The sequence below is a fragment of the Cupriavidus sp. WS genome (assembly GCF_000395345.1).
In the GTDB taxonomy this organism is placed as follows: Bacteria; Pseudomonadota; Gammaproteobacteria; order Burkholderiales; family Burkholderiaceae; genus Cupriavidus; species Cupriavidus basilensis_B.
Window position 1 is genome coordinate 1 of record NZ_AQPL01000285.1, and the last position, 13,779, is coordinate 13,779.

General features: G+C 69.0%; 10 protein-coding genes. 8 read left to right on the forward strand and 2 right to left on the reverse strand.

The window, feature by feature from the left end:
* Window positions 1–355 precede the first annotated feature (355 nt).
* On the forward strand, window positions 356–1,309 hold the full coding sequence (locus K206_RS0122745) for a DUF3047 domain-containing protein (protein ID WP_029043951.1): 954 nt from the start codon (window positions 356–358) through the stop codon (window positions 1,307–1,309).
* A gap of 105 nt (window positions 1,310–1,414) precedes the next feature.
* Here the strand turns inward: K206_RS0122745 and K206_RS0122750 are convergent, their stop codons facing one another.
* Window positions 1,415–2,608: a M20 aminoacylase family protein gene (locus K206_RS0122750; RefSeq protein ID WP_029043952.1), complete on the reverse strand. Its 1,194-nt coding sequence runs from the start codon at window positions 2,606–2,608 to the stop codon at window positions 1,415–1,417.
* Window positions 2,609–2,990: 382 nt separating this feature from the next.
* Between K206_RS0122750 and K206_RS0122755 the strand changes: the two genes are divergently transcribed.
* From K206_RS0122755 to K206_RS0122775, 5 genes are all read left to right on the forward strand, one after another.
* Window positions 2,991–4,577 (forward strand): ABC transporter substrate-binding protein, encoded by a 1,587-nt coding sequence (locus tag K206_RS0122755; RefSeq protein ID WP_029043953.1) that lies wholly within the window; start codon window positions 2,991–2,993, stop codon window positions 4,575–4,577.
* Between the two features lie 207 nt (window positions 4,578–4,784).
* On the forward strand, window positions 4,785–5,762 hold the full coding sequence (locus tag K206_RS0122760) for an ABC transporter permease (protein WP_020204699.1): 978 nt from the start codon (window positions 4,785–4,787) through the stop codon (window positions 5,760–5,762).
* A gap of 3 nt (window positions 5,763–5,765) precedes the next feature.
* Window positions 5,766–6,686, forward strand: a complete 921-nt coding sequence (locus K206_RS0122765; RefSeq protein ID WP_020204700.1) for an ABC transporter permease — start codon at window positions 5,766–5,768, stop codon at window positions 6,684–6,686.
* A 21-nt stretch (window positions 6,687–6,707) separates the two neighbouring features.
* Entirely contained in the window at window positions 6,708–7,706 is a 999-nt protein-coding gene (locus tag K206_RS0122770) for an ABC transporter ATP-binding protein (protein WP_020204701.1), read from the forward strand.
* Window positions 7,703–8,767 (forward strand): ABC transporter ATP-binding protein, encoded by a 1,065-nt coding sequence (locus tag K206_RS0122775; protein WP_020204702.1) that lies wholly within the window; start codon window positions 7,703–7,705, stop codon window positions 8,765–8,767. The genes K206_RS0122770 and K206_RS0122775 overlap by 4 nt, the downstream gene beginning before the upstream one ends.
* A gap of 45 nt (window positions 8,768–8,812) precedes the next feature.
* Here K206_RS0122775 and K206_RS0122780 read toward each other — a convergent pair whose 3' ends face one another.
* Window positions 8,813–9,994 carry an ABC transporter substrate-binding protein gene (locus tag K206_RS0122780; protein WP_020204703.1) on the reverse strand — a complete coding sequence of 394 codons (1,182 nt, stop codon included), beginning with the start codon at window positions 9,992–9,994 and terminating at the stop codon, window positions 8,813–8,815.
* 345 nt (window positions 9,995–10,339) lie between these two features.
* Here K206_RS0122780 and K206_RS0122785 point away from each other — a divergent pair, with 345 nt between their 5' ends.
* Both K206_RS0122785 and K206_RS0122790 read left to right on the forward strand, forming a co-directional pair.
* Window positions 10,340–12,463 carry a molybdopterin-dependent oxidoreductase gene (locus K206_RS0122785; RefSeq protein ID WP_029043954.1) on the forward strand — a complete coding sequence of 708 codons (2,124 nt, stop codon included), beginning with the start codon at window positions 10,340–10,342 and terminating at the stop codon, window positions 12,461–12,463.
* Complete coding sequence (locus tag K206_RS0122790) at window positions 12,460–13,680, forward strand: aminopeptidase (protein WP_020204705.1); 1,221 nt, start codon at window positions 12,460–12,462, stop codon at window positions 13,678–13,680. Before K206_RS0122785 ends, K206_RS0122790 begins: the two co-directional genes overlap by 4 nt.
* Window positions 13,681–13,779 lie beyond the last annotated feature (99 nt).

The window sequence follows — 13,779 nt, forward strand, 5'->3', positions numbered from 1 at the left end:
GCTCTCTCTTGAAACCCCTCAGTCCGTATGGACTGGGGGGTTTTGCTTTTGGGGGCGACCAAATTGGCTTCCGCCTCAATCACGTCGGCAGCGCGACTCCGATGACCGCGTAAGAGGCCTGCGCCGCGGCCCCACTGTCGCGTCCGCCCGTCAGAACCCCCGCATTGGCATGCATCAGGGTACTGGAGCCTTCCTTCCCCCATATCGTTCTGTTACCGTAGCTCCAAGCGCGGCTCGGGAAGCTGCGTGAAGCGGTTCGATGCATTGCGCAGTTCGAAAGATTTTCCAGAAAACCAAGGTCAGGCGACGCCGTCGCGCGCCGCGACAGGCCGCGGGATCCAGGTTTGGGGGAACGATGGCGGCCAGATTTTGCCTGCCGGCGCTGACCGGCGTGGTTGGCGCGCTGATTTTGGCGGGTTGCGGCACATTGGGAACGCCTCCCCAGGAGCAGGTCTCGGCCGTGCAGTCGGGACCGGGCGCCATCGCCGCGCCGTCGGCGATCGACTGCGGCCGCTTCGCGGCGCATATCGAGGCGCTCAAGCAGGCCAGCCTGTCCGAGACAGGCGCTTCGGCCGACCGTCCCGCCGAGAAACTGATGGCCGCCAACGCGGCCGGCGCCGAAGCCGAATCGCTCACCGATGCGGTCGAGCCGCCGCCCCTGCTGGCGCGGCTGCCGCTGTTTTCCTCAGCTCCCGCCGGGAGTGCCGAACCACCCGGCTGGCAGCCCTGGAAGGTCAATCGCAACAAGACGCCCACGCGCTATACGCTGACGGAAGTCGGGCATCGCACGGTGTTGCATGCAGAAGCCGACAGTTCGGCCTCCGGCCTGTACGTGCCGCTGATCAGCCGCGACCCCGGCATGCTCAACTGGACCTGGAAGACGCGCGACGTGATCCGCAGCGCCGACAACGCCCAGGCGCCGCGCGAGGATTCGCCGCTGCGCATCTTCGTGGCGTTCGACGGCGACAAGGGCAGCCTGTCGCTCAAGGACCAATTGATGTACGAAATGGCGCGGCTGACCACCGGGCGCGAGATGCCCTATGCCACGCTGATGTACGTCTGGGGCAGCCGCAAGCCGGAAGGCTCGGTGGTCTCCAACCCCCACACGGACCGCGTGCGCATGATCGTGGTGGACTCCGGCACCGCCCACGCCAACGAATGGCGCTGCCATCGCCGCGACCTGAGCGAGGATTACCGCAAGGCCTTTGGCGCCGATCCCGGCAAGGTGCTGGCGATCGGCATCATGACCGACACCGACAACACCAGGAGCCACGCGGAAAGCTGGTACGGCGACATCGCGTTCGACTGAAACCCGCGCCGCGCGAACCCCGCATCGCAAGGCGAACCATCAAACAAAAAGCGCCGGAAGTCCTCCGGCGCTTTTTGTTTTGCGAACGGGACCGCGGCAGCGCGCTCAGGCAGGCGCCAGCCACTTCTCCACCAGCTTGACGAAGAACGTGGAGCCCACCGGCAGGATCTCGTCGTTGAAGTCATAGCTGGGGTTGTGCAGCATGCACGGGCCGAGGCCGTGGCCGGCTTCGCGATGCACGCCTTCGCCATTGCCGATGAACAGGTAGCAGCCCGGCCTTTCCTGCAGCATGAAGGAAAAGTCCTCGGCGCCCATCGTCGGCTCGTACTTGCCGTCGACATTGCCCGCGCCCACCAGATCGGCGGCGACCTCCACGGCGAACGCGGTTTCCGCCTCGCTGTTGACCGTGGGCGGATAGTTGCGGCGAAACTCGAAATCGACGGTGCAATCGAACGCGCTGGCGACGGCGCGGGACACCTCTTCCATGCGGCGCTCGATCAGGTCGAGCACCGGCAGCGTGAAGGTGCGCACCGTGCCGCCGATCCAGGCCTGGTCGGGCACGATGTTGGTGGCGTCGCCGGCATGGAACTGCGTGACCGAGATCACCGCGGCGTCGATCGGGCGCTTGTTGCGCGTGATGATGCCCTGCAGCGCGGAGACGATCTGCGCGCTGGTGAAGACCGGGTCGTTGCCGTTGTGCGGCAGCGCGGCGTGCGCGCCCTTGCCGCGCACGACGATGCGGAATTCGTTGCTGGACGCCATGAACGGTCCCGGCGTGGTGCCGAACGAGCCGGCCGGCATGCCGGGCCAGTTGTGCATGCCGAACACGCCGTCGCACGGGAAGCGCTCGAACAGGCCGTCCTTGATCATCTCGCGCGCGCCGCCGCCGCCTTCCTCGGCCGGCTGGAAGATCAGGTTGACGGTGCCGTCGAAATTGCGGTGCTCGGCCAGGTAGCGGGCCGCGCCCAGCAGCATGGTGGTGTGGCCGTCGTGGCCGCACGCATGCATGCGGCCGTCGTGCTGCGAACGATGGCCGAAGGTATTGGCTTCCTGCAGCGGCAGCGCGTCCATGTCCGCGCGCAGGCCGATGCTGCGCCCGCTGCTGCCGTTGCGGATGACGCCGACCAGTCCCGTGGTGCCGAGCCCGCGATGGACTTCGATGCCCCACGCGGCGAGTTTCTGCGCCACCACGTCGGAGGTGCGCTGCTCATGGAAGCACAGTTCGGGATGGGCGTGGATGTCGCGTCGGATGGCGCGCATCTCGGTTTGCGCCTGAAGGATTTCGGGGAGAAGAGTCATGATGCCGGTTTGCCGGTGTCGGGCGTTGGATACCCGGATCATACGATGCCTGCGGATAAAGCGCCAAAGCGGCCCGGCGCGCCGGCGGCCCGCGCGGAGCGCCGCAGCGGCCGCGCCGGGTTGCATCCAGGAGGCATCCAGGCGGCATGCGGGCGGCATGCGGGCGGCACGCGGATCGCGTCCAGGCGCGCGTCCGCGCGCGGGGGTTTCCCCGCATTGCCCCGCTTGGTCCACTGCTGGAACAGTTCATGCTTGATGTGCCTGCCCGGCAACGCTGCCGCATCCGGCCGTCCAGCCGCCGCACCAAAATGCGGCGCGGGGGACGATGCGCCGCGCTGTCCCAACTGTCGTTTGCTACATTACTTTCCTGGAGAGTCGCGCGATGTCCCTTCGCACATGCAAGAAGGCATTTGGTGCCGTGGTAGTGACCGCAGCCATGAGCTTCGGCCTTGCCGGACAGGCCCAGGCAGTCGATTTCAAGCTGGCCATGAGCTCGCCGCCGACCTCGATGGATCCGCACTTCTACAACCTGTTCTCCAACATCAACGTCTCCGAGCACGTCTTCGAGTGCCTGGTGAAGATGGACGCGGACAGCAAGATCATCCCGGGCCTGGCCGAGTCCTGGAAGCTGGTCAACAACCTGACCTGGGAATTCAAGATCCGCAAGGGCGTGAAGTTCCACGACGGCTCGGAGCTGACCACCGACGACATCGTCTGGTCGCTCGACCGCCCGTCCACCATCCAGAACAGCCCCGGCAAGTTCGACGTCTACACCAAGGCGATCATCAACAAGAAGGTGATCGACAAGTACACCATCCAGCTCACCACCAACGCGCCGTATCCGCTGATGCTGAACGACCTCACGTCGATCTTCGTCGTGCAGAAGAAGGCCACCCAGGGCCTGACCTCGGACGACTTCGCGCAAGGCAAGGGCATGGTCGGCACCGGCCCGTTCAGGTTCGTCAGCTACGCGCGCGACGACCGGGTCGAGCTGGTCAGGAACCCCGACTACTGGGGCCCGAAGCCGGCCTGGGACAAGGTCACGCTGCGCTTCATCCCGAACCCCGCCACGCGCATGGCGGCACTGCTGTCGGGCGACGTGCAGGCCATCGAGAACGTGCCCACGCCGGACCTGCCGCAGGTGCGCAAGGACCCCAAGCTGAACTTCTTCTCCAAGATCTCGCACCGCGTGATCTACCTGTACACGGATGACAAGCACGACAAGTCGCCGTTCGTCACCACCAAGGACGGCGCGCCGATGGACAAGAATCCGCTCAAGGACACGCGCGTGCGCACCGCCATCAGCATGGCCATCAACCGCCAGGGCATCAAGGACCGCCTGATGGAGGGCCTGTCCGAGCCGACCAACAACCTGGTGCCGCCCACGCTGTTCGGCTACAACCCCAACCTGAAGACGGTCAAGTACGACCCCGACGGCGCCAGGAAGCTGCTGGCCGAGGCCGGCTACCCGAACGGCTTCGGCATCACGCTGCACACGCCCAACAACCGCTACGTCAACGACGAGAAGATCGCCCAGACCATCGCGCAGAACCTGACCCGCATCGGCATCGCCACCAAGGTCGAAGGCATGCCGATGGCGACCTACTCGGCCAAGGGCATCAAGCACGAGTTCTCGTTCGGCCTGCTGGGCTGGGGCGCGCAGACCGGCGAGGTGAGCTCGCCGCTGCGCGCGCTGCTGGCGTGCGAGGATGCCAAGAAGGGCTTCGGCACCGTGAACTGGGGCGAATACTGCAATCCGAAGATGGACGTGGTGCTGGAAAAGGCCCTGTCCACCGTGGACGACGGCGAGCGCTCCAGGCTGCTGCAGGAAGCCACCGCGATCGCCATCAACGATGGCGGTATCATCCCGATCCATCAACAGGTGACGACCTGGGCCACGCAGAAGGGCATCACCTACGTGCCGCGTACCGACGAACGGACCTACGCGCACAATTTCCGGCCGCAGTGACGTGACGGCGGGGCGCGGCCACGAGGGCGCGCCCTTGCTGCATGACAATGTCGGCTTTTGCCGGCAGGCGCCCGCGGTCTGGGCGGGCGCCTGCCGCAGAATCACCCCCGGACGGTAGCCGGGCCTAGCCACAAGCCGACTGCCGGTGCAGCCGCGCGGCGCCCGACCGGCGCCGCGGCGGCCACCGGCGAAGGAAAGCTTCCGAACATGCTGGTCTTCATCATCCGGCGCCTGATGCAGAGCGTGGTCGTGCTCTTCGTCATGTCGCTGCTCGTTTTTCTCGGCGTCTTCGCCATCGGCAACCCGGTCGACATCCTGATCAATCCGCAGGCCGACCAGGAAGACATCAAGCGCACCATCGCCGCGCTCGGGCTCGACAAGCCGCTCTGGGAACAATACTGGATCTTCCTGCGCAACGCGCTGCACGGCGACCTGGGCATCTCGTTCGCGCACGGCACGCCGGCGCTCAAGCTGATCTTCGAGCGCATGCCGGCCACGATGGAGCTGGCCATCTGCGCGATCCTGCTGGCGGTGCTGCTCGGCATCCCGCTCGGCCTGTGGGCCGGCCTGCGCCCGAACGGCGTGGCGGGCAAGACCATCATGGGCGTGTCCATCCTCGGCTTCTCGCTGCCCACCTTCTGGGTCGGGCTGATGCTGATCATGGTGTTCGCGGTGCAGCTCGGCTGGCTGCCGTCCAACGGCCGCGGCGAGACCGTGCCGCTGCTCGGCGTGCCGGTCAGCTTCCTCACCGTGGACGGGCTGCGCCACCTGCTGCTGCCCGCGGTGACGCTGTCGCTGCTCAACATCGCGATGGTGATCCGCCTCACGCGCGCCGGTACGCAGGAAGCCATGCTGCAGGACTACGTCAAGTTCGCGCGCGCCAAGGGGCTGTCCAACACCCGCATCGTCGGCGTGCACGTGCTCAAGAACATCATGATCCCGATCGTCACCGTGATCGCGCTGCAGTTCGGCTCGATCATCGCGTTCGCCATCGTGACCGAATCCATCTTCGCCTGGCCCGGCATGGGCAAGCTGATCATCGACTCGATCCAGCTGCTGGACCGGCCCGTCATCGTCGCCTACCTGATGGTGATCGTGACGCTGTTCATCCTGATCAACCTGTTCGTGGACATCATCTACAGCGTGCTCGATCCGCGCGTGCGCATCGCCGACAACAAGGGCTGAGCCATGACAACCGCAACCGAAACCACCGCGGCGCCGGCGCCGCGCGCCGAGCAGACCCCGCTGCGGCGCTTCGCCAGCCAGTTCTTCTCCAGCAAGATCGCCGTCACCGGGCTGGTGCTGCTGGTCATCATCGTGCTGATCGCGCTGTTCGCGCCGTGGCTGTCGCCGCAGAACCCGTACGACCTGGCCACGCTCGACGTGCTCGACGCGCGGCTGCCGCCCGGCGAGCAGTCCGCCGCCGGCATGACCTTCCTGCTCGGCTCGGACGAGCAGGGCCGCGACATCCTCTCGGCGGTCATGTACGGCCTGCGCATCAGCATCGGCGTGGGCGTGGTCAGCACCGTGATCGCGCTGCTGCTGGGCGCCACGCTGGGGCTGATCGCCGGTTTCCTCGGCGGCCGCGTCGAGGCGATCATCATGCGCGTGGCCGACCTGCAGCTGTCGTTCCCGCCGATCCTGCTGGCGCTGATCCTGCTGGCCTTCCTGCGCCCCGGCATCGGCAACATCGTGATCGCGCTGGTGGCGGTGCAGTGGGCCTACTATGCGCGCACCACGCGCAGCGCCGCGCTGGTCGAGCGCCGCAAGGAATACATCGAGGCCGCTACCTGCCTGGGCCTGTCGCCGGGCCGGATCATGTTCCGCCACCTGCTGCCCAACTGCCTGCCGCCGCTGATCGTGATCGCGGCGCTGCAGGTGGCCTCGGCCATCACGCTGGAGGCCACGCTGTCCTTCCTCGGCCTGGGCGTGCCCATCACCGAGCCGTCGCTGGGCTCGCTGATCGCCAACGGCCAGCAGTACATGCTGTCGGGCAAGTACTGGATCAGCTTCTTCCCCGGCATCGCGCTGGTGGTCACCATCGTGGCCATGAACCTGGTCGCCGACCAGCTGCGCGACGTCCTCAATCCGCGCCTGCAGACGCAGTAACGCAGCACGACAGGAGCGAACATGAGCAAACCTACCCTGGTGGTGGAAGGCCTCAAGACCCAGTTCTTCACGCGCGCCGGCGTGGCGCGCGCCGTCGACGACGTCTCGTTCTCGGTCAACCGCGGCGAGATCATGGGGCTGGTGGGCGAGTCCGGCTCGGGCAAGTCGATGACCGGCTATTCGATCATGGGCCTGATCGATCCGCCCGGCAAGGTCGTGGACGGCCGCATCGAGCTGACCAGCCGCGACGGCGTCACGCGCGACCTGCGCCGCCTCACGCCCGCGCAGCAGCGCGACGTGCGCGGCAACCGCATCGCCATGATCTTCCAGGACCCGATGATGACGCTCAACCCGGTCCTGCGCATCGACACGCAGATGATCGAGGCGGTGCTGGCGCACGAGAAGGTCGACAAGGCGGTGGCGCGCGAGCGCTCGCGCAACGCGCTGGCGCGCGTCGGCATTCCCTCGCCGGACGAGCGCCTGCGGGCCTATCCGCACCAGTTCTCGGGTGGCATGCGCCAGCGCGTGGCGATCGCCATCGCGCTGCTCAACAAGCCCGACCTGATCATCGCCGACGAGCCCACCACCGCGCTGGACGTGACCATCCAGGGCCAGATCCTCTACGAGATGCAGAAGCTGTGCCGCGAGTCCGGCACCGCGCTGATCTGGATCACGCACGACCTGTCGGTGGTCGCCGGGCTGGCCGACACGGTGTGCGTGATGTACGCCGGCAAGATCGTCGAGGCCGGCGACGTGCGCCAGGTGCTGGAGCGGCCCGAGCATCCCTATACCCACGGCCTGATCGGCTCGGCGCCGTCGCGCAATCCGCGCGGCGCGCCGCTGCGGCAGATTCCCGGCATGACGCCGTCGCTGCTGAACCTGCCCGCGGGCTGCGCCTTCCGCGAGCGCTGCGCCTATGCCACCGACGTGTGCAAGACGCCGCCCCCGCTCGACACCGCGGCCGACGGGCGCCGCCTGCGCTGCTTCCATCCGGTTCTGTCCCAGCAGGAGGCCGCATGAGCGCAGCCGTGATCGATCCCGCCCTCGCCTCGCGCATGCCGGAAGCCGCCGCCGAGCCCACGCCCGGCGCGCCGATCCTCCAGCTCGAAGGCGTCTCCAAGCGCTTCGTCAAGTCGCTCGACGCCGCCGCCCGCATCGCCAACGTGTTCGGTGCCGGCGCGCGCGAGGAAGTCGTGCACGCGGTCGACCGCGTCGACCTGTCCATCCGCACCGGCGAGGTGGTCGGGCTGGTCGGCGAGTCCGGCTGCGGCAAGTCCACGCTGGGCCGCATGGCGGTCGGGCTGCATTCGCTGACCGAAGGCGCGCGCCGCTGGAAGGGCGTGGACCTGGACCGCCTGCCGCCCGAAAAGAAGCGCGAGAAGCAACTGGCGATCCAGATGATCTTCCAGGACCCCTACGCTTCGCTCAACCCGCGCCTGCGCGTGATGGACATCGTCGGCGAGGCGCCGGTGGTGCACGGCATGGTGCCGCGCGGCGAGCAGAAGCGCTATGTGGAAGACATGCTGGTGCGCGTGGGCATGGATCCCACCGTGCTGCGCCGCTTCCCGCACCAGTTCTCGGGCGGGCAGCGCGCCCGCATCGGCATCGCGCGGGCGCTGGCGGTCAAGCCGGAATTCCTGGTGTGCGACGAATCGGTCGCCGCGCTCGACGTGTCGATCCAGGCCCAGGTGCTGAACCTGTTCATGCGCCTGCGCGAGGACCTCGGCCTGACCTACCTGTTCATCAGCCATGACCTCGGCGTGGTCAAGCACATCAGCGACCGCGTGGTGATCATGTACCTGGGGCGGGTGGTGGAGTCGGCGCCGGCCGAGGACGTGTTCGCCAGCCCCAACCATCCCTACACCCAGGCGCTGCTGGCCGAGGCGCCCAGGCTCGAGGTCGGCAAGAAGACCTTCGTGGCGATCAAGGGCGAGATTCCCTCGCCGCTGCATCCGCCGCCCGGCTGCCACTTCCATCCGCGCTGCCCGCACGCGATGCCACGCTGCCGCGAGGCGCAGCCGCTGCTCAGGGAAATCGCGCCGCAGCGGTTCTCGGCCTGCCATCTGAACGACATGGCGTGACCCGGCGGCCCGCCGCGCGGGCCGCCGTCTGTCGTGTCTGCAGTCCTAGCGAATCACCTGCCCGCGCGAGTTGATGATGGTCATCTCGACGAATTTCGAGCCGATGTGGCTGTCCGGGCCGAAGTTGATGATGTAGCCGCCCAGGTCGTAGTTCTTCATGGTTTCCAGCGCGGCGATCAGCTTGTCGCGCGTGAGGTCCTTGCCGGCGCGGCGCAGGCCCTCGACGAAGGCCTTGGCGGCGATGAAGCCCTCGATGCTGGCGTAGTCGAAGTCGTTGTGCTTGCCGGCCGCCTGCAGCAGGCGCAGGTATTCGCGCACCACCGGCAGCGTGGCGTTGCCCGGATGCGGCATGACCTGCGAGATGATCACGCCGCTGCCCTTGGGACCCACTTCCTTGGCCAGCGCCTGCGTGCCGACGAAGGACACGTTGTAGAACTGGCCGTTGTAGCCGCGCCGCAGCGCTTCCTTGACGAAGGCGCCGGCGGTCCGGTACGCGCTGATCATGACCACCGCGTCCGGCGTGGCCTTCATCGCGCCCTGCATGGCGTCGCCGATTTCCGCGGTGTTGCGCACCACGCCCTCGCGCGCGACGATCTGCACGCCGCTGTCCGGCGCGGCCTTGAGCGCGCGCTCGAGGCCGTCCAGCCCGGCCTTGCCGTAGGCGTCGTCGTTGTAGACCACGGCCACGCGCTTGAGGCCGGTGGTCTGGATCTGGCGCAGGATCGCGGCGGTTTCCTCGTTGTAGCCGGCGCGCACGTGGAAGGCGTAGCGGTTGAACGGCTGGCGCAGCGACTGCGCGCCCGTGAACGGCGCGAAGAACGGCACCCGCGCCTGCGTCGCCAGCGGCAGCGAGGCCTCGCTGGTGGCGGTGCCGACGTAGCCGAACAGCGCGAAGACGTGGGCGTCGTCGATCAGCGCGCGGGTGTTCTTGGCCGCGGCCTCCGGCTCGTAGTAGTCGTCGAGCGCCTTGAGCTCGATCTTGCGGCCGTACACGCCGCCCTGCTGGTTGATGAAATCGAAATAGAGCTGCGCGCCGGCGTTCATCTGCTTGCCGAGCACCGCGGTGGGCCCGGTGAGCGCCGCCGACTGGCCCAGCACGATGCTGTCCGCGCTGACGCCGGGCTGCGCGCTGCCCTGCGCGCCGGCATTGGCAATGAACGAGCCGATGGCGCATGCCACCAGCAGGCTGGCGATGCGCCGGCCCCTGACCCCAGAATGCACTTGCATGGTTCCCCCGCGAAAACGGTCTGTTTTTCTTACCCGTGGATGCCTGCCGGTCTGCGCCGGCGCTGCCGTGCCGCCCGCCGTGGCATGGTTCCCCGGCGCAGCGCCGGGCTATCATAATCGAATACAATCGGAGCCTGATAATTTCTCCCAGCGGCGCCCGCCGGGACGACGCCGGCGTACAACACGCGAGGCAACCCGCGAGGCCCGGCCGGCGTGCCAGGCATCGGCTGGCGGCCGGCCGGCTGGAGCGGCACGGCCAGGCCCGCGGCGCGGTGTGACCGCCCGGCCGCCCGGCTCCCCGGCAATGGCAGCGCCGCCGCCCCCACTCGCTCGCCAGGAGATTTCATGGCTTCCCGCATCGTCCGTGCCGCCTGTCCGCACGATTGTCCCGACACCTGCGCCTTGCTCGTCACCGTCGAGGACGGGCGCGCCGTCAAGGTGGCCGGCGACCCCGACCATCCCGGCACCCAGGGCGTGCTGTGCACCAAGGTCTCGCGCTACCCGGACCGCACCTACCACCGCGACCGCCTGCTCACGCCGATGAAGCGCGTGGGCGCCAAGGGCGAAGGCCGGTTCGAGCCGATTTCCTGGGACGAGGCGCTCGACACCGTGGCCGCGCGCCTGTCCGCCATCGCCGCGCGCGACGCCCAGGCGATCGTGCCCTACAGTTATGCCGGCACGATGGGGCTGGTGCAGGGCGAAAGCATGGCGGCGCGCTTCTTCCACAAGCTCGGCGCCTCGCTGCTGGACCGCACTATCTGCGCCAGCGCCGGCGCCACCGCGCTGCGCTACACCTACGGCGCCAGCCTCGGCATGGACATCGAGCACGTGCCCGACGCCCGTCTCATCATCATCTGGGGCGGCAACCCGATCGCCTCCAACCTGCATTTCTGGACGCGCGTGCAGGAAGCCAAGCGGCGCGGCGCCACGCTGGTGGCGATCGACCCGTACCGCTCGCTGACCGCCGAGAAGTGCCACCGCCACATCGCGCCGATGCCCGGCACCGACGGCGCGCTGGCGCTGGCCATCATGCACGTGCTGATGCGCGACGACCTGCTCGACCACGAGTACATCGCCAGCCACACGCTGGGCTTCGAGGCGCTGCGCGAGCGCGCGCAGGCCTTCACGCCGGCGCGCGCGGCCGCGCTGTGCGGCATCGACGCGGCCGACATCGAATGGCTGGCCGGGCTCTACGGCAACCTCGCCGTGCGCGAGCGCCAGCCGGTGGCGATCCGCCTCAACTACGGCATGCAGCGCGCCCACGGCGGCGGCCAGGCGGTGCGCGCGGTGGCCTGCCTGCCGTCGCTGGTGGGCGCCTGGCGCCATGCCGCGGGCGGCCTGCAACTGTCCACCTCCGGTTTCTTCCCGGTCGACACGCAGCGGCTGCAGCGCCCGGACCTGCTGCCCACGTTGCCGGCGCTGCCGCGCACGGTCAACATGAGCACCATCGGCGACGCGCTGCTCGACGCCGGCAACGGCGCCGGCGGCCCGAAGATCGAGGCGCTGGTGGTCTACAACAGCAACCCGGTGGCGGTCGCGCCCGATTCGAGCAAGGTCGCCGCCGGCTTTGGCCGCGAAGACCTGTTCACCGTGGTGCTGGATCACTTCCGCACCGACACCGCCGACTACGCCGACATCCTGCTGCCGGCCACCACCCAGCTCGAGCACGTCGACGTGCACAAGGCCTACGGCCACACCTACTTCCTGGCCAACAACCAGGCCATCGCCCCGCTCGGCGAGGCGCTGCCCAACACCGAGATCTTCCGCCGGCTGGCGCGGCGCATGGGCTTCACCGAGCCGTGCTTCGCCGACAGCGACGAGGACATCGCCGCCCAGGCCATCGTCGCGGCCGACCCGCGCGCGGCCGGCATCAGCTGGGCGTCGCTCAAGGAAAAGGGCTGGCAGAAGCTCAACCTGCCGGCCGCGCCGCTGGCCGAGGGCGGCTTCGCCACGGCCTCGGGCAAGTGCGAGTTCTACTCCGAGGCCATGCGCCGCGACGGCTTCGATCCGCTGCCCGGCTACGTGGCGCCCTACGAGACGCCGGCCACCGCGCCGGAGCTCGCCGCGCGCTACCCGCTGGCGATGATCTCGCCGCCGGCGCGCAACTTCCTCAACAGCTCCTTCGTCAACGTCGACAGCCTGCGCGCCACCGAAGGCGAGCCGCACCTCGACATCCACCCGGAAGACGCCGCCGCGCGCGGCATCGCCAACGGCGGCATGGTGCGCGCCTTCAACGACCGCGGCAGCCTGCTGGCGCGCGCGCGCGTGACCGACCGCGCCCGGCGCGGGCTGGTGGTGGGGCTGTCGATCTGGTGGAAGAAGCTCGCGCCCGACGGCAAGAACGCCAACGAGCTGACCAGCCAGCGCCTGACCGACCTGGGCCGCGCGCCGGTGTTCTACGACTGCCTGGTGCAGGTGGAAGCCGCGCCGGCCGCGGCCGCGGCCACGCCCGAGCCGGCCGCGTCATGAGCCGCTGGCCGGCCCGCGTGCTGCTGGCCCTGGCCTTGCCGGGGCTGGCCGTCATGCTGGCCGGCTGCGACACGGTCGGCTACTATGCCCAGTCGATCGGCGGCCACCTCGGCCTGATGGCCGAATCCCGGCCGCTGCCGGACGCCATCGCCGCCGCGCGGGAGGCCAAGGACACGCGGCTGGCGCAGCGCCTGGCGCTGGCCGGCACCATCCGCGACTTCGCCTCGAGGGAGCTCAAGCTGCCCGACAACGGCAGCTACCGGCGCTACGCCAACCTGCGCCGGCCCTACGTGGTGTGGAGCGTGTTCGCCACGCCCGAGCTGTCGATGGAGCTGCACAAGTGGTGCTTCCTGGTGGTGGGCTGCATCAGCTACCGCGGCTACTACGACCAGGCCGACGCCGACCGCTATGCCGAAGGCCTGCGCAAGGACGGGCTCGAACCCTATGTGGCCGGCATCCCGGCCTATTCCACGCTGGGCTATTTCGACGACCCGCTGCTCAACACCTTCGTCTACCAGCCCGAGGGCGAGCTGGCCCGGCTGATCTTCCACGAGCTGGCGCACCAGGTGGTGTACGTGCGCAACGACACCACCTTCAACGAGTCCTTCGCCACCGCGGTGGAGACCGCCGGCGTGGAGCGCTGGCTGGCGCTGGCGGCGTCGCCTGAAGCGCGCGCCAGCTACCGCCAGTACGACCTGCGCCGCCAGCAGTTCCGCGCCATGCTGCTCGAGACGCGCGACCGCCTCGACGCGCTCTATCGCTCGGCGCTGCCGGACGACGCCAAGCGCGCCGGCAAGGCCGCGATCTTCGCCGGGCTGCGCGCGCAATACGCGCGGCTCAAGGTGGAGTGGGGCGGCTACAGCGGCTACGACCGCTGGTTCGAGAAGCCGCTGACCAACGCGCAACTGGCCGCGGTGGCGACCTACCAGCAATGGGTGCCGGCCTTCACCGCGCTGCTGGCGCGCAACGGCGGCGACTGGACCGCCTTCTATGCGGCCGCCAGGCGCATCGGCGACCTGCCGCGCGCCGAGCGCGACGCGCGCCTGCGCGAGCTGGCGCCGCCGGCCACCAGGGGCGAACCGATCCAGGCAGGCGAGGGTGGCGGCGGCGCGGCGGGCGGGGCCGCGCCGGGTGCGGCGCGCGCCAGCGGCGCGCCGGACATGCCTACCGCGCAGAATGCGCCGGCGGCGCCGGCCACTTCGGCCACTTCACCATAACGAGCGCGCCGGCGCCCGCCGCCCGGCCCTGATCCGGCACGTCAGGCACGTGCGCGCATCGGGCGCATCAGGCGCCCGCGGGCCGCTTCATCCGGCACA